Source organism: Zhongshania marina (genome assembly GCF_002915595.1).
GTDB classification, from domain to species: Bacteria; Pseudomonadota; Gammaproteobacteria; order Pseudomonadales; family Spongiibacteraceae; genus Spongiibacter; species Spongiibacter marinus_B.
Genome location: NZ_PQGG01000015.1, coordinates 1 through 19,866 on the forward strand (window position 1 = coordinate 1; position 19,866 = coordinate 19,866).

Consider the following 19,866-nt stretch of genomic DNA (forward strand, 5'->3'; position numbering starts at 1 on the left):
TTCTTACTTTGGTTCGTGGCTTTCGCCACTGCCGCCAATAAGCCATCCGCACTCTGCGCCGAATCCAATGATCTAGGTCGACGCACAGTTGATAACAGTTGGCGATACCAAAATAATTAATCCAACCACGTATAAATTGGCTGGTTTTGAAGAGCTGATATTTCATCGACACTCCCCAGTTGCGGTTCGTTAACAGACGAATCCGCTGCTTGAATTTCAGCAGTGTTTTCGAGTGCCATTGAATACGGCCAGCCTTGAAGGTAAACCCCAAGAACTTGCTCTCACTGGTTTTAACGACGCGACTTTTATCGGTATTTACGACCAGCTTCAAACGGTTTTGCAGGTACTGGCTGATACTGTGCAGCACTCGTTCACCGGCTCGCTGACTTTTTACTATTATCGTAAAGTCATCAGCGTAGCGGGCGAACTTGTGGCCACGTTTCTCAAGTTCTTTGTCCAAAGGGTCGAGCATGATGTTCGCCAGCAGTGGCGATAATGGCCCCCCCTGCGGCACACCTTCTCGGCTCTCACCATAGAACTGGTTGTCGACAAACCCAGCTCGCAGGTACAACTTAATCAATCTCAGTAGACGTTTGTCCTTCACCTTGTCACCAAGGCGCGTCATCAGTAAATCATGATTGACTCGGTCAAAGAATTTAGACAGATCGACATCCACCGCAAAGCGGCGACCTTCCTTGATGATGTCGCGAACCTGCTTTACCGCCTGCTGCCCATTTCGATATGGCCGGAATCCGAAGCTATTGCTTGAGAAACTGGGATCGAAGATGGGCGTAAGGACTTGGGCAATGGCTTGCTGGATCACACGGTCACAAACGGTTGGAATTCCCAGTTGGCGAGTACCGCCATCGGGTTTATCAATTTCAACACGCCGAACTGGTGATGGTTTGTACCGACCTGTTGCCAGCTCGGTAGTCACCCTAGGCCAGTGGCCAGCTCGTGCCCATACGGGAAATTCGTCGATGGTAATGCCATCAACGCCCGCAGCCCCTTTATTAGCTTGAACGCGCTTCCATGCCGCAGAGAGATTTTCCCGCTGTAGCACACGCTCAAATAGATCGTTACCAAAGGCTGGCTTCAGATCACTACGCTGAGTCACGTCATCGCCAGACGGCGTTCGTGCGTTCAAGTGTGACAAGGCTCCTCCTTTATTCTCAATGTTCAGGCCTTCACCTTGTCCCACCCATTACGATGGGCATTTGGCTACTATGCCTTCTGCTGACTTCTGCTTAATCACCGCCAGAGTTGCCCCTGCCAGCGCTATCGGTTTGTATCTCGTTCGCTCTCCATTGGCGATACACTCAGTGGAGCCAAGGCACTTATTAACCAGAGCCTTACTGGTAGTTTACCGATCGCTTGTTAAGCAGATCTCCCCAGATAAGAGCATGAACTGTCCCCGCGCAACTGCATCCTTTACGGTGGCCGTTAGATCACATGGCTTCGTCGTCTTGTGCCAACTCGCCTCCAGCCTACGCCTCATATGATGTTCTTGTTCATCAGTTCGCGGTTTTGCGTCCGGCTTCCTTCAGACCAGACCTCGCGGTCAAGCCCTTGCCATTCGCTAGTAGTTAACATCTGATAACGATCATAAATCGCTAAGGATGGTGACCTTCCTACAGAGGACTTTCACCTCATTAGTTCATGCCCATGCTGGGCGTACACAAAGTGTTCAACCGGACCCAGCTACGCTGGGCCAGTTAACACGGCGTTGAGACTGAAGAAAAACCGACAGACCTCTATCTTGTTTGGAATATTCGGCCCTACGCTAATTGCCAACACCTGCCTGCGCTTATGCGCTCGAAAAACTGCTTACAAATTGATCGCCAAGCTCGGTCGATGCCATATGGCCTAAAACGGTCATTGTGGGGGTGAGTCGACACGGGTTGCGCTGGTCTCGCACTAGCCGTATGCGCTCTGGCACCAGCCTGCTATGCTTTACGAAACATTTGCAAGGTAGATTTCGTGTCGCGTAGGCAAAGCAAAGCGCAGCTAAACCCTCCATCACCGCTAGATCAGCGGGTGTCGTTTATTGGTAATCTGTCTAGTCCGCAATCACTATTGCTAATCGTCTTGTTCGCGTCCTTGCTCGCCATTATGTTCACGCTGTTGAAATCGGGTTTGCGGGATTTTGACTGGGTGTTGCTGGGCATGTCTGGCATGTTTACCCTCTGGTGTTTGCTGGGGGCGGCGGCAATTTTGAATTTGCTCAAACCATTTTTGGACTCGTTTAGCAGCGCACAAACAGCGGGGCTTAGTTTTGTGGTTTGTTTGCTTTGGGTTGCCTGCGTCACGGTGCTTGGGCAGTGGCTAATGACTAGCGGTTTGCGCGGTAAGGTCTGGCTGCTCGACTATTGGGCTCTGGCTGAGACCTTGGTGGTGGTGAGCGTATTGCTTGGTATTGGTATGCGCTATGCCTACTTAAGTTTGCAGTATCGCTTGCGGGAGCAGAGTAGCTTGCATGCGCGCATAGATGCGCTGCACTCCCGCATTCGTCCGCATTTTTTGTTTAATACCCTCAATAGCATTAGCAGCCTCATTAGCGTGGCGCCGGATAAGGCGGAGCAAGCGGTAGAGGATTTGGCCGCCTTATTTAGGGCAAATTTGCAAAGCGGTATGAGTGTGGTGCGCTGGGCAGATGAGCGTGATTTGTGCGAGCGCTATTTGCGTATCGAGCGCGCTCGTTTGGAAGAGCGGCTCAAAATTGATTGGCAGAACGCCGAGCTTGATGATGATGTCTCGGTACCCTCGCTGTTACTGCAGCCCCTAATCGAAAACGCCATTGTGCACGGTATACAGCAATTGCCGGCGGGGGGCGTTATTGCCATTAGCGCGCGGGCAAGCGGCGACATGGTAGAAATAGAAGTGCAAAACCCTGTGCCTGCCTCGGCGGGCATCGAGATAGGCAACGGCATGGCCAGTGAAAATATTCGGCTCAGATTGCAGGCGCTGTTTGGCGATCGCGCCGATTTTAAGGGTCAATTGCAGGGCGATAGCTACCGCGTGCGTGCGGTATTTCCAATGCAAAAGGTGCAGGGCGGCTTGGCGTGAAGGTATTAATTGTTGATGACGAACCCCTAGCGCGCCAGCGAGCTGCGCGACTGCTGCAAGAATTAGACGGTATCGAAATAATTGCTGAGGCCGCAAACGCCGAGGCAGCCTTGGCAGAAATTGAACAACACCAGCCAGATGCATTGCTATTAGATATTGCCATGCCGGGTATGAGCGGCATTGAGCTGGCGCGTATTTTAGCCGAGCGGGAATCGTCGCCAGCTATTGTGTTTTGCACAGCCTATGATGAATACGCGATTGCGGCGTTTGATGCGCAGGCGGTGGGGTATCTGCTAAAACCCATTCAACGCGAAAAATTGGCCGCTGTGTTTGGGCGTCTGTCGCGACTTAACAAAGCGCAAATCGCAGCATTGGCTGAGCTTGAAGCTCCGACTCAACGGCGCCAATTATCCTCATCTGGCCCACAGGGAATTAGTCTATTGCCGGTGTCTGCGGTGCGCTATTTTTATGCCGACCATAAATACGTGAGCGCGGTACATCCTGATGGCGAGCTGCTGATTGACGATAGCCTGCGGGAGTTGGAACAGGAGTTTGCGGCGCAGTTTGTGCGCATTCATCGCAATGCGCTGGTGGCCTTGGCCTATGTGCAGGGCATTGAGCGCCACGGTGTTGCCGGCTATCGGGTTAAGCTGCAGGGGCTTGCCGATGGGCCACAAATTAGCCGCCGTTATCTGCCGGCGGTGCGGGCGCTGTTGGCAAAAGGCATGTAATACATTGGTTTTTGGGGCCGGTTTTCGGTTTTGTCAGCGCCCTTGCTGGCGTATCATGGTGGCCCCACGGTGTTCAACGGAAATATTCATGTCCGACAATACAATCCGCATCGCCACCCGCGAGAGCCTGCTGGCACTTTGGCAGGCGGAATTCATTAAGGCCGAGTTGCAGGCCGCTCATCCAGGTTTAGAAGTTGAGTTGCTGGGAATGACCACCCGCGGCGATCAGTTGCTAGATTCTCCCCTGTCTAAAATCGGCGGCAAAGCGCTATTTGTTAAGGAGCTTGAACAAGCCCTTATTGATGGCCGCGCCGACATTGCTGTGCACTCCATGAAAGACGTGCCAATGGAGTTTCCGGAAGGTTTGGGCTTGGCGATTATTTGTGATCGCGAAGACCCCCGCGACGCCTTTGTGAGTAATCACTTCTCCTCAGTCGATGAGTTACCAAAGGGTGCGCGGGTTGGCACCTCAAGTCTGCGCCGCGAATGCCAGCTGCGTTCGCAGCGCCCAGACCTGCAAATTTCTAGCCTGCGCGGTAATGTGCAAACTCGGCTACGCAAGCTCGATGACGGTGAGTTTGATGCCATTATTCTTGCTGCCGCGGGTTTGATTCGACTGAAACTAGAAGATCGAATTGCCGCTTTAATGCCGGTTGAATCCAGCTTGCCCGCCTGTGGCCAGGGCGCAGTTGGGGTTGAAACACGCTTAGCTGACCAGCGTGTGATTGATTTACTAAAGCCCTTGCACCACAAGGTGACTGCAGAGCAGGTTATGGCTGAGCGGGCCATGAACCGCCGCCTTGAAGGCGGTTGTCAGGTACCTATAGCAGGCTATGCTATTGCCGACCCAGAGAATCCCGAACAACTTTGGCTGCGGGCCTTGGTTGGCGAGCCAAGTGGCAAAACCATCCTCACCGCTGAGCAGCGCGGCCCCCGAGATCAAGCCGAGGCATTAGGTATTGCCGTGGCTGAATCGCTATTGGCACAGGGCGCGGGCGCTATTTTGCAGGCGGTATATGGCGACAGCAAAGCTTAGTAATTTGCGGGTGCTGGTAACACGGCCAGCGGATCGCAGCGCGGAGTTTGCCGCTGCTTTAGGCTCTGCTGGCGCAGAGGTGGTTTTGCAGCCCTTATTAGATATTGTGCCGCTGTCCTCGCCAGAGCATGACGCCGCGATTCAAAAGAGCCGTCGCTTGCTGATGGATTTAGACCGATACCAGCAACTCATATTTATTAGTGTGAATGCGGTGCAATACGGTCTAGATCAAATCGAGCAGTACTGGCCTCAATGGCCGCTGGGTATTCAAGTTTATGCAATTGGTGCGGCTACGGCGGCGGCATTGGCAGAGCGGGATATTCGTGTTCACCAAAGCGCGCCGGCGATGAATAGCGAAAGCCTCTTGGCCAGCGACGACCTGCAGTGCTTAAAAAATAGCAAAGTGCTGATTGTTCGCGGCGTGGGTGGTCGTGAATATTTGGCTGCGGAGCTAGCTTCACGGGGCGCCGAGGTGGATTATGTCGAATGCTACCAACGCAGTAGGCCAGATATTGGCGGTGGCCAATTGCGGGCATTGCTGTTACAACACCGTATAAATGTAGTGGCATTAAATAGTGGCGAAACTTTAAACCACTTTACTGAATTGATGGGCGCTGAGGCGCTTAATTACCCTGTGTTGTTACCGAGCGCACGGGTAGCGGATATAGCCCGCGAGCAGGGCTATCGGCAGATTATTCAGGCAGATAATGCCGGCACCACAGCGAGCTTAGCAGCACTCGCAAACTATGCTGAAAACAATCATTAAATGGATCTCGAGAGAACATAATGAGCGGCGACAAACCGGAAGAAAATAAAGAGCAAACCACGGTGACGACGCAGGACCCAGCGGTGATTAGCGCCTCTGAACCAGCGCCTGCTAAACCCGCAAAAAAAACGCCTGAAAAAAAACCTAAATCGAGTAGCAATTTGCTGGGCTTGCTTGCATTGCTAGTTGCCATTGCCGCCTTGGCGCTGGCGGGCTGGATGTACCAGCAAGAGCAATTGCTTGCCGCGCAGGAACAAAATGCCAGTGATAGCTTTAAATCGGAGCTGCGTGCCCTAAGCGCTTCACAGGCAGAATTTAAATCTCTAATCAGTACCCAGCGCGAAGCGCTAGCGCAATTGCGCAGCGACGCCAGCGCACGCTTAGATGCCCTGAGCCGTCGCAGCCAAGACCTTGAAGTAAAAGTGCAGTCACTGGCGACGGTAGATCGCCGTGATTGGTTGTTGGCCGAAGTGGAATATTTGTTGCGGCTTGCAAACCAGCGTGTACAGCTTAGCCACGACCCACGCTCAGCCGCGCAATTGCTTAGCAATGCTGACGAAATTTTAAGGGATTTGGATGACGCAGCACTGCATCCCGTGCGCGCAGAAATAGCGAAAGAAATTGGTGCCCTGCAAAGTAGTGCGCAAAGAGACGTAGAAGGCAGTTACCTCGCCCTGCAGGCATTGGCGGCAGAGGCAGAAAAGTTAAAAATTTATAAAGCGCCCAGCTATGAGCCGGTCGTAGTAGCGGAAGAACAAAGTGATTGGCAGCAGCGTTTGCAAGGCGGCTTAATGGCGGCTTGGGATAAGTTGCGCAGCTATATTCGTATTCGTCACCACGAAGAAAACTTTCGTGCGCAATTGGCACCGGAGCAAGAAGCTGCCCTGCGGGCGAGCTTGCAGCTTATGTTTGAGCAGGCACAGCTAGCATTGTTGGCGGAGCAAGCTGATTTATATCATCGCGCATTAGAAAAAGCGGCGGCATGGTTGAATCGTTATTATCAGCTCGATGAGCATCGTGACACATTGCTACAGCAAATAGCGGTATTGGCAGAGCTTCCGATACAGAATGAGATAGCGGATATTTCTGGTTCGCTGCGCAGCCTAAAAGAGTACATTAAAAGTAATCGCTGGCAGAAAGAGGTTCGCCAATGAAAATATTCATTGCGGTTCTCCTAACCCTCGCGCTGGCGGCCGGCTTGGCGGCAGCAATACAGCATGATTCTGGCTATATCTTGATTGCCTACGCACAGACGACGATTGAAATGACCATATGGGTCGGTGTGGCGGTTCTTGCGGTGTTTATGTTTTTGCTTATTTTTGCTTTTGTTAGCCTGCGTCGCGGCGCTAAGGTGAGCGATAAAATAGGTAGCTTTTGGAATGACCGCAAAGCGAGTCGCGGTCGCAGCCATACCACCTTAGGTATGATTGCTTTTATTGAAGGCAATTGGGCAAAGTCGCGCACCTTATTAACTGATGCCTTAAAAGGTAGCGAAGCGCCACTAGTAAATTATTTATTGGCAGCCAGGGCTAGCCACGCGATGGGTGATGCCTCAGCGAGCCGTCATTATCTGGGTTTGGCAGAGCAGACTAGCGCCAAAGCAAGTATTGCCGTTGCCTTGACCCAAGCCGAAATGCAGGTCGATAAGGGTCGTCTTGAAGAAGCATTGGCAACACTTACCCGCGCGCGCCGTAATGCTGAACGTCATCCCTCCGTATTGAGTTTGTTAGAAAAAGTATATTCAGGTTTGCGCGATTGGAATTCATTGTTAGAGCTGCTGCCTGACTTGCGTAAGCACAATATCTTGCCCCCAGAAAAAATAGATAGCTTAGAGCGCCAAGCTTTAATGGGGCAATTAGAACAGGCGGCGCAACAGTCAGATGTTAGTGGTGTACAGCAATGGTGGAAGCATCTTTCGCGCGCATGGCGACGGGATGCTGATTTAACTCTGGCGTACTGCCGAAAACTGGAGGCATTGGGTGATCATCCTGCAGCAGAAAAAGTGTTGCGCATCGCGTTAAAACAAAATTGGTCAGCAAGCTTGGTAATGCTTTATGGCCTTATTGTCGGTTCAGATATATCACGGCAACTCAGCACCGCTGAGGCTTGGCTAAAAGAACATCCAGAAGACGCAGCCCTTTTACTAAGCCTAGGTCGTCTATCCTTAAGAAATGAATTGTGGGGCAAGGCAAAAGACTATTTTGAGCGTTGCTACCGCCGCAGCCCCAGTGCTGAGGTTTGCTTTGAACTCGGTCGCTTGCTTAGCAATATGAATGATCATGCCGAAGCAGAACGCTATACCCGCGAAGGCATGCAATTGCAGGGTCAGGCCCTGCCGGAATTGCCGCAGCCGCACTAGCGGGGTCTTAGTTTTATTCTTGCAGTAGCGTAAGAAAATGAAATTATCGACGTAATAATCATAAGCTGCGCTGCGGTATATCGCAGCGCCGTCAACACGCTCTTGGATAACAATGTGAATATCGACGCCCTAGAAAAAATGCTCGCCAAAGGCAATGACAGCGCAATGCTGCGCTTTGGCTTAGGCAAAGCCTACCTCGACGACGATAAACCAGATGCCGCAATAACGCATTTACAAAACTGTGTTCAGCTAGATCCAGATTACTCCGCCGCATGGAATCTACTTGGTAAAGCGCACCTGAAAACCGGTGACAAAATTGCAGCGGAAACCGTGTGGCAATCCGGTTTAGAGTCAGCGCTACGCAAAGGTGATAAGCAAACGGAAAAAGAAATCACCGTCTTTTTGAAAAAATTGAAGAAATAAATATTCGCGTTGCCAACGCACTTGAACTCTAGAGCCCTTCCCATTAATGCATTCACGGGCTGCTTAACTTATTGAACTTTATCAAAAGCGGAATAGGCTCAAGGGAAGGGAATAGTCAGTAGAAAGAAAGGGGCAGTTTTGTTTGGCCGGTAGTGGGTTCAGTATTACATTAAATCCCCTAAAGTTTATAAATCATCGTCATAGCTACACTCCTTGATAACGGGCCGAAGTGAGCAGGCTATCGAGGCAAGTTGCCGAATACATACCCTGATTATTTGGTGCTAGAACGAGATGTAAACGCTTTCAGAGATGGTTGCCCTCGCGTTCCTACCCTGCTGGCGGCGCTAAAGCAAGACGCCGAGTCGTGGCACCTGGTACCTATCTGTGTCAAAATTGAGTGAAATGTGAGCAAGAGGTTTTGTCTATGAATCTCCAGAAAATTGAAGACGAGGCGCTGCACCTTTCTAAAGAGGAGCGAGCTCAATTGATACAGCGATTAGTGTTGAGTATGGAGTCTCCGTCAGAAGAGGAGCTTAGGTCTGATTGGTTGCTTGAGGCCCGACGTAGAGGAGAGGAGCTTGATGATGGCTCAGTTCAGCCTGTGCCTGGTGAGGATGTAATGAGGAAGGCTAGAGCTCTCATTAAATGAACTATTATTTTCACCCGGCAGCGGAAGCCGAGTTTCTGGAATCAGTTGGCTATTATGAATCCAAAGTTCCGGGATTGGGTGGAGCCTTCATAGAGGAATTTGAAGCCCTAGCTAATTTGCTTGGCGAGTCACCAAAAGCTTGGCAAGTTGAGTTACTGCCCGATATTCGCAGAGTGCCCCTTCACAGATTTCCCCTGTCAATCGTTTACCGAGAAAGTCTTGGTGGTTTTCAGGTTCTAGCGGTTGCTCACGACCGGCGACGCCCACAGTATTGGCTGGGCAGGCTTTAATAATTCGCTTACACAGGGCGCAGTTCGGCACTCTAGCCCGACGCGAGTGTTGCGCGCTAAGCTCCAAGTATCTACGACGAAACCACGTGGTATTTAAAGAAGGATAAACACGTTGAACTACGATTTGAATTCTTCTTTTAATTTGCAATAGCGCACCTCAATAAGAGATGCGCTCCTTTAACACGCCTATTTGCTAACTGGTTACTACATCAATTCTTTCATCAGTGCTTGCAGTGCGGCTTCGCGGTCGCCTAGCAGGTCTTGGTATTGGCTGAGCATGCCTTGTTTTTCTTGGAAGCTGGCAATTTGCGGGCCGTAGTCTGCGCTGAGTTTGGTCTTTAGTTTGTCTTCTACTTCGCCGAGTTGAGATTTGAGTTCTGCGCCAAGTACATCGCCTAGGATGCTGTCTAGGTTAGATTTGAGCTTGATGGCTGGCTGATCGACGGTGCCGTTTACGCTCATATCCATGACTAATTTAGTGACGTCTTTTAAGGCAGCGGCGAGAAGGGTGGCGGTTTTGTTGTCGCTAGTGACATTGGCAACCAATAGTTTGGCTTGGTCGACTAAGCCTTCCACCGAGCCTTTGAGGTTGTCGCCGTCTATAGAGAAGTTGGCTGCGATATCGGCAATCCCTTTCTCTAATTGCAGGGGTAAGTCGGGGCTTTGCGACAGTGATACACCGGACAGGGCTAATTGCTTTAAGCCCATGTTGAAAACGCTTTTCAGGGTGTCGTTGCGCTGGTCAAAAATACCGTCAATGACTAATTGTGACTTTTGCTCCATGCCACCGCGTAGTGCCATGGTGATGGGTTTGTTCCAGTAGTCTTGTTTGTCGGTGACGTCATTGATTTCGCCGGAGTAGGCGAGTTTTTCACCGCCAATGACTTGGTAGCCGTCAATGAGGATTTTGCGGATTAATATATTAACTGGCAGTTCTGCGGCGGGTTCGTCATTAGCAGGCGCTTCTTCTTCGCTGGCCATATTGCCCATTGTTTCTTGGTAGAGGCTGAGGCCGCGTTGTACCACAGTATTTACTTCGTCGCCTAACAAGAAGCGCAGCATACCTTCTGTGCCTTGGTCTAGGCCGTATTTGGACAGCATACGCTTAGACTGGTCTGCGGGTAGATTTGCTGCGCGTAAGCTTAGGGATTTGATTGCAGCAGAGTCTGTTTTTAGGTCTTCGTTTAAGTTTTCAAACTGGCGAAGCTCGGCTTTAATGTCGTCGCGCAATTCTTTGGCGCCGGCAATACGCTCAATAACATTTTTATTTTTTAGTTCTTTCCAGCGGACTTTGTACTGATCAAATTGTGATTGGTCTGGCAGCTTTTCTGATTTGGTTTTCCAGCGCGATTCAATCTCCGCGAAGCCATTTTGAATCTCTGTGACTTCGGCTTGAATGGTGGCTTTTTCTTCAGCTAGCAATGCATTTGCATCGGGTAGTGCAATGCTCGGAATTGAACTTCCGCTTTCCTCTTTTGGCGGCGGCATGCTGCCATCTAAGGTGCCTGGGGTGCTGCGCGCAGTATACATTTGCAGGCCAGACAGTACGACTTGATCTGCAATAACTTGCATTTTAAACAGTGCTTTTGCATCTACATCGGCAGATACGGTTTCGCTTTCTATTAAATTGCGCATTGGCTCTTGTGGGTTGGCGACAGTTAAGCCATTGAGTGCGACGTGGGTGGGGTAAAAACTGATGTCTACACTGTCGACGTCAACCCGCGCGCCAACTTGTTTGCTGCCCTCGCGCTCAATCATAAATTTGGCAATGGGTTCTAGGGCGAAAACGACGCCGACCACCGCAATAACGAGCAGGACGACAATACCCTGCAATATCCGTTTGACCATGAGATTGCTTCTCCAGATTCGATGCGGTTGCGCGCGAATTGCGCGGATGCCGCATTACTTATTGTGTGAATAAATTGTTGTGACTTGGCGTTACGCGCTATTTCTATGGGTTTAAGCATAGCGTGTTCACCAAGCGACTTAAACCGCAGGGCGGTTTAGACCACAGATTTTGTGTTTAGTGCGACATAGCGCCTATTAACCTTTTGGCATGTGTTCGATGTGGTAGTGAGCGCCATCTGTGTTTTGTTGGTAGGCGGCTTGAGCGATAACTGCGGTAGCGTGGTTTATGTGTGCCCAAAGTGTCTGGCGCTGATGTTGATGTTCTCGCCAAAGCGCATATTGACCTTGGTGGTCGCGGTCTATGGTGATCAGGCTAACGCTGTGATTTGCGGGGCTATTGGTGCAGGCATTAAGCAGGTGAATATCGCGGCCGCTGATGTCGGCAATTTCATTTAGCTCTACGCTGTTTTCAAACAGTATTGCGCAGATATCCCCTTTGCGCGGTGGTATTTGTCGGCCGGCTGGCAGCCGTAATTGGCTCGAGCTCTGCCATTGGCAGCGCCAGTGCGAGGGGGATTTAATTAATGGCAGTTGGCTGATTTGTAAATCGCTCTGGGCGTGACTAATGCATAGGGCAATGGTTGTGGGGCCTTCAAGCTGCAGGCCATTGCGCAGTTGTACGCGGCCTTTTAGCAGTGTGCTGTCACAGCGGCCGCAATTGCCGTTGCGGCAGCTCCGCGCTACCACTAAATTTGCGCTCAAGCATTGTTCTAATAAATTGACGTCATCGCGGATGGGCAGGTTAAGCGCGGCATCAATAATAGATAGCCTTAGCGTGCTCATATTTAGTGATTAGACGAATCTAGATATTCAGCGCGGAGTCTGGGTAGTAATTGACTCAAGGCAAGCGCGCGATGACTGAGCTGATTTTTTTGTTCTTTGCTGAGTTCTGCAGAACTTAGGTTTAGATCGGCTATGTAAAAGAGTGGGTCGTAACCGAAACCATTGCTGCCGCGAGGGGCGGATAGAATTTCCCCGTGCCATAAGCCTTCGGCGACGATGGGGGCGGGATCGTCGGCGTGACGAACAAAGGCCAAGGCGCAGTGAAAGTGGGCGCGGCGCTTGGTTTCGTTTTTTAATGCATGTAATAGTTTGGCGTTGTTGTCTGCGTCTTGCGCGTGTTCGCCGGCGTAACGTGCCGAGTAAATGCCGGGTGCACCGCCGAGTGCATCTACGCTGAGTCCGGAGTCGTCGGCGAGGGCGGCAAAGCCAGTTTGGCGTGCGGCATTGCGGGCTTTTAGAATGGCGTTTTCGATAAAGCTCAGGCCGGTTTCGTCGGCTTCTATCACATCGAATTCGGCCTGACTGCGCAGTGTAATGCCCATATCTGCTAATAAATTGCCAAGCTCAGCTAGCTTGCCACGGTTGCCGCTAGCGAGAACGACGGTATTGCTTTCGGGATTGGACACAGTGTTTCCTGCCTATTCGTCGTCGATGTATAGCATTTTATTGAATTGAATATCGTAGCTGGGGCGATTATCAACATTGACCGAAAGACGGAAGTCCTGACGCTCGTCATTGCTGAGTTCAAATTCAGCAATATAGTAAATGGCGTCCTGTTCAATAATTTCTTTGAACTCTAAGGGCGTGCGGTGAATGAGGTCGGAGCTGCTGCCCTTAACCTTGGCGCGCACGGCGATATTGCTGCCGTCGAGTTGGCGTCTTACCGATACATTGATAATAAACTTATCTTCGCCGCGAACAATGCCGTAACTTCTCGCGACCTGCGGGCTTAGAAAGGTGGTGTTTACAACACTGTAGTGCACCGTGTCTTTGCCAAAGCTAGAGCTGGTCGAAGTTACCGGCGGTGCTTCTTGGGCATGGGCGCTAAGGCCAAGTAAGAGGCTGATAAGCAGTGCGGAAAAATGTAGTTTTAATTTCATAGTTTTGCTCGGTATGCACAGAGTTATTTGCTGATGTGGTAAACCGCCGTCACCCCTAATAGGTTTGGAAAGCGATTTGCCAGTGGCGACTGGCTATTGTCAGCGCCGATGACGCTGCTGTTTAAAATACGAATATTTTTTTCGTCACATAACGCTTCAAAATCCTTGACGGTACAGAAGTGAATATTCGGTGTGTCGTACCATGTGTAGGGCAGGAATTTTGATACCGGCATTTTTCCGCGATGCCCCAAATACCAGCGACTGCGCCAGTGGCCAAAATTGGGGAAGGTGACGATGCACTCACGACCAACGCGCAGCATTTCGTCGATGACCAAATGCGGGTAGCGAAGGGTTTGCAGGGCGAGGGTCATCACGACCATGTCAAAGCTGTCGTCGCGGAAATTACCTAGGCCGACGTTGAGGTCGTGTTCAATAACATTGACGCCCCGTGCCAAAGCGCGGGTGATATTGTCGGGGTCGATTTCTAGGCCGACACCTGACACATTCTTTTCTTTGCTTAAGGTTTCTAGCAGCATGCCGTCGCCGCAGCCAAGGTCGAGTACGCGGCTGTTGGCATTAATCCACGGCTGAATCAGGGTGAGGTCAAAACGCATGGCCAAGCTCCTGTTTTAGTCGTTTCATATAGGCGTGGAAAACATCCATATAGCGCGGTATGGGTATTAGGAAGGCGTCGTGGCCGTGGTCGGCTTCAATCTCTGTATAGCTGACCGATTTATTGGCGGCGACAAGTGCATCAACAATTTCCCGCGAGCGGGCGGGGGCGAATCGCCAGTCGGTGGTGAAGGAGGCAACCATAAACGCGCACTTGGCGTGTTTGAATGCCTCAACTGGGTCGTCGTTATACTCTCTGGCTAGATCGTAGTAATCCAGCGCCTTGGTCATCAGTAAATAGGTGTTGGCGTCAAAGCTGCCGGAGAAGGCCTCGCCCTGATAGCGCAAATAGCTTTCTACTTCAAACTCTACGGCGGTGTCTGAGCCCGAGCCCAGCGACAGATTTCCCGTTTTAAGTTCGCGGCCAAATTTCTGCTTCATGCCGTCTTCAGACAAGTAAGTAATGTGACCAACCATCCGCGCCAGCGCGAGCCCCTGTTTGGGCAAGGTGCCATGTTCGAGATAGCGCCCCTCATGAAAATTGGGGTCGGAGGTAATGGCGCGTCTGGCAATTTCATTGAAGGCGATGTTCTGGGCAGATAATTTCATCGCGGAGGCAATAACAATGCAGTGACGCAGGGCATCTGGATACTCTAGCGCCCAGCGCATGGCTTGCATGCCCCCTAAGCTGCCACCGATTACGGCTGCCCATTGGCTAATGCCAAAGTGCTGCATCATCAGGTGTTGGCTTTCTACCCAGTCGCGGCAGCGCAATGGCGGAAAGTCTGGTCCCCACGGTTTGCCGGTGTCGGGGTTGGTTGAGGTGGGGCCGGTAGAGCCGTGACAGCCGCCGATATTGTTTATGCTCAATACAAAGAAGACCTTGGTGTCGATGGGTTTACCCGGGCCGATGCAGCTGTCCCACCAGCCGGTCTTACGGTCGTCTTCGCTGTGTTTACCTGCGGCGTGATGGTGCCCGCTCAGGGCGTGGCAAATTAAAATACCATTGGACTTGTCGGCGTTTAGCTCGCCATAGGTCTCGTAAACAATGTCGTGTGCGGGCAGGGCGCGGCCACAGGCCAGCTGCAAGGGCTGGTCGAAGTGCAGTTTTTGCGGCGCAACGATGCCGACGCTATTTTGATCCGCAGTATTTGTGCTGGGCGGAGCTTGTGTCATGTGGCGCAGATTCCTTAATAGCTGAGAACAATGTTGCCAGCGGCTTAATGCATTAGGGTCGATCTTTAGCTAGGGTCTATAGTGACTGCTTCGCTAAATTCAAGGCCTTGGGGAGCTTGACCGGTGCCGAAATTATAAGCGTTTTTTGTCTGTTTTGGTTGCCGCTAGTCAGTTCAACACGCTGCTTATTAACACCAAATTCACCGGCGATAAACGCGATTAAATTGGCATTGGCCTTACCGTCTGTTGCCGCCGCGCGCACTCTTATTTTTAATCTGTTGCCATGTTGACCGGCGAACTCGTCGCAACTGGCCCCCGCTTGAATATGGCAGAACAAGATTAAATTACCATCTTGCCAGCGGTAAAAATCAGAGGGCTCTGTCACCACTTACAGCCCCATTATTAATCCTCTTGGCAGCGCTGCGCTGGCAGCGCCATGACGAAGAATAACCTCTAGCACTTTAATGCATAAAAAGACGAATATCGGCGACAGATCAAGTCCACCCATTGGCGGCAGTATTTTGCGAAAGGGTGCCATAACCGGCTCGGTAATTTGATATAAAAGCTGCGCCGCTGGGTGGGCGCCGCCCTGGGCGACCCAGCTCATAATAATATTGCCGATGATGGCAAAGAAATACAGATTTAGTAGGGCGCTGCAAAGACCAATAACAGACCAAATTAATAGCTGCGCAGGGTTTGGAAAACCGCCGCCGTAGAGTTGGAATAGCAGCGCAATACCCACTGCTTGCGCAATGAGTGCCAGCAATACAGAAGCCGTGTCGATTTTACCCATGCTGGGGATGATTTTGCGCAGTGGAATAACCAGTGGGTTGGTGGCTTTTACCAAAAACTGACAAATGGGATTGTAAAAATCCGCGCGCACTAACTGCAGTATCATGCGCAGTAAAAATGCAGTAATGGCTAAGCTGACAATAGTATTGAGCAGCATAATGGTGATTTCAGCAGCAGCTGTCATGCGCCTTATTCTCCTTCCAGTTCGATGGCAAGTTCTTCGGCGCGGATGCGGGCGCCATTGAGTGCGTTGGCAAATAATTGGCGTAAACCGCCGTCTTCTAAGATATTTACGGCTCGTTCGGTGGTGCCCTTGGGCGAGGTAACGCGGCGACGCAATTCTGCGGCATCTACGTCGCTAGTAATGGCCATTTGCGCTGCACCCAAGGCGGTTTGCAGAGTAAGTTGATTGGCGACCTCGTCACTTAAGCCCATCTCGCGGCCGGCGGCCTGCATGGCCTCCATGACTAAAAAGAAGTAGGCGGGGCCGCTGCCAGAAAGGGCGGTAACGGCGTCTAGCTGATCTTCTTGATCAACCCAAAGTGCGAGTCCTACAGCTTCTAATATGGTGGCGGCCTGTTTGCGCTGAGCGTCATTCACCTGCGCATTGGCGTATAAGCCAGTTGCACCGCTGCGAACGAGCGCGGGGGTGTTGGGCATGCAGCGCACAATGGCGGGTTTGCCACCCAGCCACGTCGCTAAGCTGCCGCTGGTAACGCCGGCGGCGATGCTGATAACCAGAGGTTGATGAGTTTGCACGGCGGCGGCGATGTCTTGCGCGACTAGCTTCATGATTTGCGGTTTAACCGCCAAAATCAGCACATTTACTTCGGCGATAAGCGCCAAATTGTCGCTGCCGGTATTTACTGGGGCGACGCTTTTGAGTTTGGCTAAGCTGTCTGCGTTTGGGTCGCTGGCCCAAATATTACTGGCAGACATGCCGCTGGCGACGAGCCCGCCGATGATGCTGGAGGCCATATTGCCGCCGCCAATGAAGCCAATTCGCATTTCTTCCACTCTATTTCCCCGTTTGCTTATGCCGCTGGCGCTCGAATCTGATGCGCTGGCTGGAAATTAACGCGGGCAGTATATCAGCCCCGTTTTGATACTGGCAGTCAATGCGAGCTAGATCAGCGCGACGGGCTTGGTCTTGGCCCAAAAATATCGCTGCCGATTCGCACTAGGGTAGCGCCTTCAGCGATGGCGGCCTCCATATCGCCGGACATGCCCATCGATAAGGTGTCCAGCGCTGCGCTGGGGAATTGTGTTTGTAGGTCGGTGAAAATACTGCGCACGGCGGCAAAATTGTGCCGCTGTTGCTGATTGTCGGTGGTATTGGCAGGAATCGCCATTAAGCCGCGCAGGCGCAGTCGCGGTTGTTGAAGCGCTAATTCAGCGAGCTGGGCGATCTCGTCTTGGCTGGCGCCTGCTTTGCTCGCCTCGTCGTTGATGTTCACTTGCAGGCAAATATTCAACGGCGCTAATTCTGTTGGCCGCTGATCATTGAGTCGGGTGATGATTTTGGCGCGGTCTACGCTGTGTATCCAGTCAAAGTGGCTGGCAATGGCGCGGGTTTTATTTGCCTGAATGGGGCCGATAAAGTGCCATTGCTTAGGCTGCACACTGAGCTCAGCTTGCTTGTCTAGGGCTTCCTGCAGGTAGTTCTCGCCGATATCGCTAATACCCGCATTAATAGCGCTAGCCATTTCTGCCGCGCTGCGGGTTTTTGTGACGGCGATAAGCGTGGGCCGGCTGCCGCGCTGATAAAGTTGGCAGGCGGCATCTATTCGGCGCTGAATTGCTGCTATATTGGTTATTATGTCTGCTGATGTGCTCATACTTGAGATTATGCCTGATGCCTTAATGCAGTGCTGCATAGTCTTAAAATAAAAACTTTGTGCTGTACGACAATCACATCGCGTTATACAGTTTTGAATTGACGATATGTTGGGCGTGGAATTAGCTTGCTGCAGGTAATGCGAGCGTAATTTGGCGCGGTACAGATTTTCAGCGGGCCCGCCTGCTGTAAATCGCTTTAATGCCGCTTGAGGACTTTCATGGATATCACAGAATTACTGGCCTTTAGCGCCAAACAAAATGCCTCGGATTTACATTTGTCTGCGGGCCTGCCGCCGATGATTCGGGTAGACGGCGATGTGCGACGCATAAATTTGCCGCCGCTGGAGCACCGCGAAGTGCACAGCTTAATTTATGAAATTATGAATGACCGCCAGCGCCGCGATTACGAGGAGTTTTTAGAAACCGATTTCTCGTTTGAGGTGCCGGGGGTGGCGCGTTTCCGTGTAAACGCCTTTAATCACAATCGCGGTGCGGGTGCGGTATTTCGTACCATTCCCTCTAAGGTCTTGTCGCTAGAAGACCTTGGTATGGGGCAGGTATTTAAAGATATCTCGATGTTCCCGCGCGGACTTGTGCTCGTAACCGGCCCAACAGGGTCGGGTAAATCAACCACGCTGGCGGCGATGATTGATTATATTAATGACAATAAATTTGATCATATTCTGACCATAGAAGACCCCATCGAATTTGTTCACGAGTCAAAAAAGTGCCTGCTAAACCAGCGTGAAGTCCACCGTGATACCCACGGTCAGATCCCTGACAAACCCCCGTATTTTTACTGGGGTTTGTCGTTTCTACGGCTCGTTCTCACACAGGCATAGAATTTAGGCGATTCCCCAAATTAATCACCAAGGTGCTTAAATCGCCTTCTAGTCGGCTTTTAGGGTGCTAATTCAGAGGTTTTAAACGACAAAATGGCCTACGCTGCCATCAGTGCTATCTTTTTAATGTTTTGGGCGGCAGCTACCAATAAACATTGGCCTTGAACACGGTTTAATCCTTTATAACGTGCATAGCGGTAACCATGAAGCTGTTTTGCATCTGCAAAACTTCGCTCAACGGTTTCTTTTCGCCTCTTATAAATAACTTTCCCTTCTGATGTTAGCCTGTGCTGATTAATCCGCTCCTTGCTCGCTTCCCAAACATGGCGGGTAACCGTTTTTACCTGCTTTGCGTTCCTGGTACAGCGTGATAGATGCTCACAGTGTTGGCAAATACGTGGATCTGACTGGTAGTGGCGGTAACCTTCCCGATTAGTGGTTTTATAGATGAGCTGTTGACCCGCTGGGCACTTGTAGGTATCGCTATCGGCATCGTATTGATATTCACGTTTGTAGAAATAACCTTTCTTATGCGTGGGGCGGCGATAGCCCATTACACCGTACAGTCCTCGATCTTCAATGCCTTTACAAACGGCTGAGGTGAAGTATCCCGCATCTAGTCCTACTGCTTCTACTGGTAGGTCAAAGCGCTTAATTTGCCGGTCTAGCCGCTTCAGGTAAGGCACACTGTCATGGATATTCCCCGGCGTAACGTGAACATCGGTAACGATGTTGCATTTACCATCGACTGTTCGATGATCTAAGTAAAAGAACCCTTTAGGCTTTTCATCTCGTACCATGTAGCCACTGTCGGGGTCGGTAGTGCTTTTATTTATTTCTCTGGTGACTGGCGCTTTCGTTGTCGGCGCTAACGGCTTTTTTCCGTGGCGTAATCTGTCCTCCTCTACAGCGCTATCAAGCGCATCCATGTAATCTTGACGAGAGGCGGCGACCTGAACTTTGGTTTTCTTGTGTTTATTGGCGTTGGCTTTTAGGTGGGTCGAGTCGGTGAAGAGGTGCTTTCCTGATACCAGTCGTTTTGATATTGCCTGCAAAACGATTTCATCAAAGATTTGTTGGTATACACCTGACTCATTAAACCGCCTGCGACGATTTTGACTAAATGTAGAGGCATCTGGGATTTTGTCCGTTAAGTTTAAACCTAAAAACCAACGATAAGCGACGTTCACTTGCACTTCGCGAACCAGCTGGCGCTCACTGCGAACACCGAATAAGTAGCCAACTAACAACATCTTAAAGAGTAGTGTTGGATCTAAAGCTGGTCGCCCGTTATCAGCACAGTAGAGATCTTTGACGAGATCATGAATAAAGCTGAAATCGATATGTTTATCGACTTTGCGCAGCAGGTGGTCTGAGGGGACTAGCTCGTCAATACAGACGAACTCCATCGAGGATTGGGTTTGCGGTCGAGTATTTAGCATGCCCCATTATAAAAAATCCTCGCGCTTTGGCGAGGACTTTGTCAGCAGTCTG

The 19,866-nt window shown here is 51.0% G+C and carries 21 protein-coding genes and 1 pseudogene; 10 read left to right on the forward strand and 12 right to left on the reverse strand.

What is annotated here, in order from left to right; genetic code table 11:
* On the reverse strand, positions 1-1,147 hold a 1,147-nt coding region (gene ltrA / locus C0068_RS06710), incomplete at its 3' end, for a group II intron reverse transcriptase/maturase (RefSeq protein WP_233208750.1).
* Positions 1,148-1,980: 833 nt separating this feature from the next.
* Here ltrA and C0068_RS06715 point away from each other — a divergent pair.
* The 9 genes from C0068_RS06715 to C0068_RS06755 all read left to right on the forward strand — a co-directional run bounded on the left by C0068_RS06715 (position 1,981) and on the right by C0068_RS06755 (position 9,320).
* Positions 1,981-3,066 carry a sensor histidine kinase gene (locus C0068_RS06715; RefSeq protein WP_103683727.1) on the forward strand — a complete coding sequence of 362 codons (1,086 nt, stop codon included), beginning with the start codon at positions 1,981-1,983 and terminating at the stop codon, positions 3,064-3,066.
* Positions 3,063-3,797 carry a LytR/AlgR family response regulator transcription factor gene (locus tag C0068_RS06720; protein WP_103683728.1) on the forward strand — a complete coding sequence of 245 codons (735 nt, stop codon included), beginning with the start codon at positions 3,063-3,065 and terminating at the stop codon, positions 3,795-3,797. The genes C0068_RS06715 and C0068_RS06720 overlap by 4 nt, the downstream gene beginning before the upstream one ends.
* 88 nt (positions 3,798-3,885) lie before the next feature.
* A complete protein-coding gene (gene hemC / locus C0068_RS06725; RefSeq protein ID WP_103683729.1) occupies positions 3,886-4,833 on the forward strand; it encodes a hydroxymethylbilane synthase in 948 nt (315 codons plus the stop codon).
* A complete protein-coding gene (locus C0068_RS06730; RefSeq protein WP_103683730.1) occupies positions 4,814-5,599 on the forward strand; it encodes a uroporphyrinogen-III synthase in 786 nt (261 codons plus the stop codon). The genes hemC and C0068_RS06730 overlap by 20 nt, the downstream gene beginning before the upstream one ends.
* A gap of 20 nt (positions 5,600-5,619) precedes the next feature.
* Complete coding sequence (locus C0068_RS06735; RefSeq protein WP_103683731.1) at positions 5,620-6,753, forward strand: uroporphyrinogen-III C-methyltransferase; 1,134 nt, start codon at positions 5,620-5,622, stop codon at positions 6,751-6,753.
* Positions 6,750-7,958 (forward strand): heme biosynthesis HemY N-terminal domain-containing protein, encoded by a 1,209-nt coding sequence (locus tag C0068_RS06740; RefSeq protein WP_103683732.1) that lies wholly within the window; start codon positions 6,750-6,752, stop codon positions 7,956-7,958. The genes C0068_RS06735 and C0068_RS06740 overlap by 4 nt, the downstream gene beginning before the upstream one ends.
* Before the next feature lie 114 nt (positions 7,959-8,072).
* Positions 8,073-8,381, forward strand: coding sequence for a tetratricopeptide repeat protein (locus C0068_RS06745; RefSeq protein ID WP_199176131.1), 309 nt, complete (start codon positions 8,073-8,075; stop codon positions 8,379-8,381).
* Between the two features lie 424 nt (positions 8,382-8,805).
* Positions 8,806-9,030: an addiction module protein gene (locus tag C0068_RS19855; RefSeq protein ID WP_103683733.1), complete on the forward strand. Its 225-nt coding sequence runs from the start codon at positions 8,806-8,808 to the stop codon at positions 9,028-9,030.
* Positions 9,027-9,320 (forward strand): type II toxin-antitoxin system RelE/ParE family toxin, encoded by a 294-nt coding sequence (locus C0068_RS06755; protein WP_103683734.1) that lies wholly within the window; start codon positions 9,027-9,029, stop codon positions 9,318-9,320. Before C0068_RS19855 ends, C0068_RS06755 begins: the two co-directional genes overlap by 4 nt.
* Positions 9,321-9,524: 204 nt before the next feature.
* Here the strand turns inward: C0068_RS06755 and C0068_RS06760 are convergent, their stop codons facing one another.
* From C0068_RS06760 to C0068_RS06805, 10 genes are all read right to left on the reverse strand, one after another.
* The gene (locus tag C0068_RS06760) at positions 9,525-11,168 is read right to left on the reverse strand and encodes a TIGR03545 family protein (RefSeq protein WP_103683735.1); all 1,644 of its coding nucleotides are present in this window, start codon (positions 11,166-11,168) and stop codon (positions 9,525-9,527) included.
* 195 nt (positions 11,169-11,363) lie between these two features.
* On the reverse strand, positions 11,364-12,011 hold the full coding sequence (locus C0068_RS06765) for a 2Fe-2S iron-sulfur cluster-binding protein (protein WP_103683736.1): 648 nt from the start codon (positions 12,009-12,011) through the stop codon (positions 11,364-11,366).
* Positions 12,012-12,013: 2 nt separating this feature from the next.
* Positions 12,014-12,637 carry an RdgB/HAM1 family non-canonical purine NTP pyrophosphatase gene (rdgB, locus tag C0068_RS06770; RefSeq protein WP_103683737.1) on the reverse strand — a complete coding sequence of 208 codons (624 nt, stop codon included), beginning with the start codon at positions 12,635-12,637 and terminating at the stop codon, positions 12,014-12,016.
* A 12-nt stretch (positions 12,638-12,649) separates the two neighbouring features.
* Complete coding sequence (locus tag C0068_RS06775; protein WP_103683738.1) at positions 12,650-13,111, reverse strand: DUF4426 domain-containing protein; 462 nt, start codon at positions 13,109-13,111, stop codon at positions 12,650-12,652.
* A 23-nt stretch (positions 13,112-13,134) separates the two neighbouring features.
* On the reverse strand, positions 13,135-13,725 hold the full coding sequence (gene metW, locus C0068_RS06780) for a methionine biosynthesis protein MetW (RefSeq protein ID WP_103683739.1): 591 nt from the start codon (positions 13,723-13,725) through the stop codon (positions 13,135-13,137).
* Positions 13,715-14,899, reverse strand: a complete 1,185-nt coding sequence (metX, locus tag C0068_RS06785) for a homoserine O-succinyltransferase MetX (protein WP_103683740.1) — start codon at positions 14,897-14,899, stop codon at positions 13,715-13,717. Before metX ends, metW begins: the two co-directional genes overlap by 11 nt.
* Before the next feature lie 76 nt (positions 14,900-14,975).
* Positions 14,976-15,287: a DUF167 family protein gene (locus C0068_RS06790; protein WP_233208764.1), complete on the reverse strand. Its 312-nt coding sequence runs from the start codon at positions 15,285-15,287 to the stop codon at positions 14,976-14,978.
* A complete protein-coding gene (locus C0068_RS06795) occupies positions 15,288-15,875 on the reverse strand; it encodes a YggT family protein (protein ID WP_103683741.1) in 588 nt (195 codons plus the stop codon).
* 5 nt (positions 15,876-15,880) lie between these two features.
* Positions 15,881-16,699, reverse strand: coding sequence for a pyrroline-5-carboxylate reductase (proC, locus tag C0068_RS06800; RefSeq protein WP_103683745.1), 819 nt, complete (start codon positions 16,697-16,699; stop codon positions 15,881-15,883).
* Between the two features lie 122 nt (positions 16,700-16,821).
* On the reverse strand, positions 16,822-17,529 hold the full coding sequence (locus C0068_RS06805; protein ID WP_103683742.1) for a YggS family pyridoxal phosphate-dependent enzyme: 708 nt from the start codon (positions 17,527-17,529) through the stop codon (positions 16,822-16,824).
* Positions 17,530-17,748: 219 nt separating this feature from the next.
* Here C0068_RS06805 and C0068_RS06810 point away from each other — a divergent pair.
* Positions 17,749-18,300 (forward strand): annotated as a pseudogene (locus tag C0068_RS06810) (type IV pilus twitching motility protein PilT); the annotation flags it as partial.
* A 170-nt stretch (positions 18,301-18,470) separates the two neighbouring features.
* Here the strand turns inward: C0068_RS06810 and C0068_RS06815 are convergent.
* Positions 18,471-19,814, reverse strand: a complete 1,344-nt coding sequence (locus C0068_RS06815) for an IS1182 family transposase (protein ID WP_103682823.1) — start codon at positions 19,812-19,814, stop codon at positions 18,471-18,473.
* Positions 19,815-19,866 lie beyond the last annotated feature (52 nt).

What these genes read in the sequence shown, in the direction of transcription:
- C0068_RS06730 (WP_103683730.1), top strand. Translation starts at nt 4,814, where the DNA reads ATGGCGACAGCAAAGCTTAGTAATTTGCGGGTGCTGGTAACACGGCCA.
- C0068_RS06735 (WP_103683731.1), top strand. Translation starts at nt 5,620, where the DNA reads ATGAGCGGCGACAAACCGGAAGAAAATAAAGAGCAAACCACGGTGACG.
- C0068_RS06760 (WP_103683735.1), bottom strand. Translation starts at nt 11,168, where the DNA reads ATGGTCAAACGGATATTGCAGGGTATTGTCGTCCTGCTCGTTATTGCG.
- proC (WP_103683745.1), bottom strand. Translation starts at nt 16,699, where the DNA reads ATGCGAATTGGCTTCATTGGCGGCGGCAATATGGCCTCCAGCATCATC.
- C0068_RS06755 (WP_103683734.1), top strand. Translation starts at nt 9,027, where the DNA reads ATGAACTATTATTTTCACCCGGCAGCGGAAGCCGAGTTTCTGGAATCA.
- C0068_RS06740 (WP_103683732.1), top strand. Translation starts at nt 6,750, where the DNA reads ATGAAAATATTCATTGCGGTTCTCCTAACCCTCGCGCTGGCGGCCGGC.
- hemC (WP_103683729.1), top strand. Translation starts at nt 3,886, where the DNA reads ATGTCCGACAATACAATCCGCATCGCCACCCGCGAGAGCCTGCTGGCA.
- C0068_RS06815 (WP_103682823.1), bottom strand. Translation starts at nt 19,814, where the DNA reads ATGCTAAATACTCGACCGCAAACCCAATCCTCGATGGAGTTCGTCTGT.
- C0068_RS19855 (WP_103683733.1), top strand. Translation starts at nt 8,806, where the DNA reads ATGAATCTCCAGAAAATTGAAGACGAGGCGCTGCACCTTTCTAAAGAG.
- C0068_RS06795 (WP_103683741.1), bottom strand. Translation starts at nt 15,875, where the DNA reads ATGACAGCTGCTGCTGAAATCACCATTATGCTGCTCAATACTATTGTC.
- C0068_RS06805 (WP_103683742.1), bottom strand. Translation starts at nt 17,529, where the DNA reads ATGAGCACATCAGCAGACATAATAACCAATATAGCAGCAATTCAGCGC.
- C0068_RS06775 (WP_103683738.1), bottom strand. Translation starts at nt 13,111, where the DNA reads ATGAAATTAAAACTACATTTTTCCGCACTGCTTATCAGCCTCTTACTT.
- C0068_RS06765 (WP_103683736.1), bottom strand. Translation starts at nt 12,011, where the DNA reads ATGAGCACGCTAAGGCTATCTATTATTGATGCCGCGCTTAACCTGCCC.
- metW (WP_103683739.1), bottom strand. Translation starts at nt 13,725, where the DNA reads ATGCGTTTTGACCTCACCCTGATTCAGCCGTGGATTAATGCCAACAGC.
- metX (WP_103683740.1), bottom strand. Translation starts at nt 14,899, where the DNA reads ATGACACAAGCTCCGCCCAGCACAAATACTGCGGATCAAAATAGCGTC.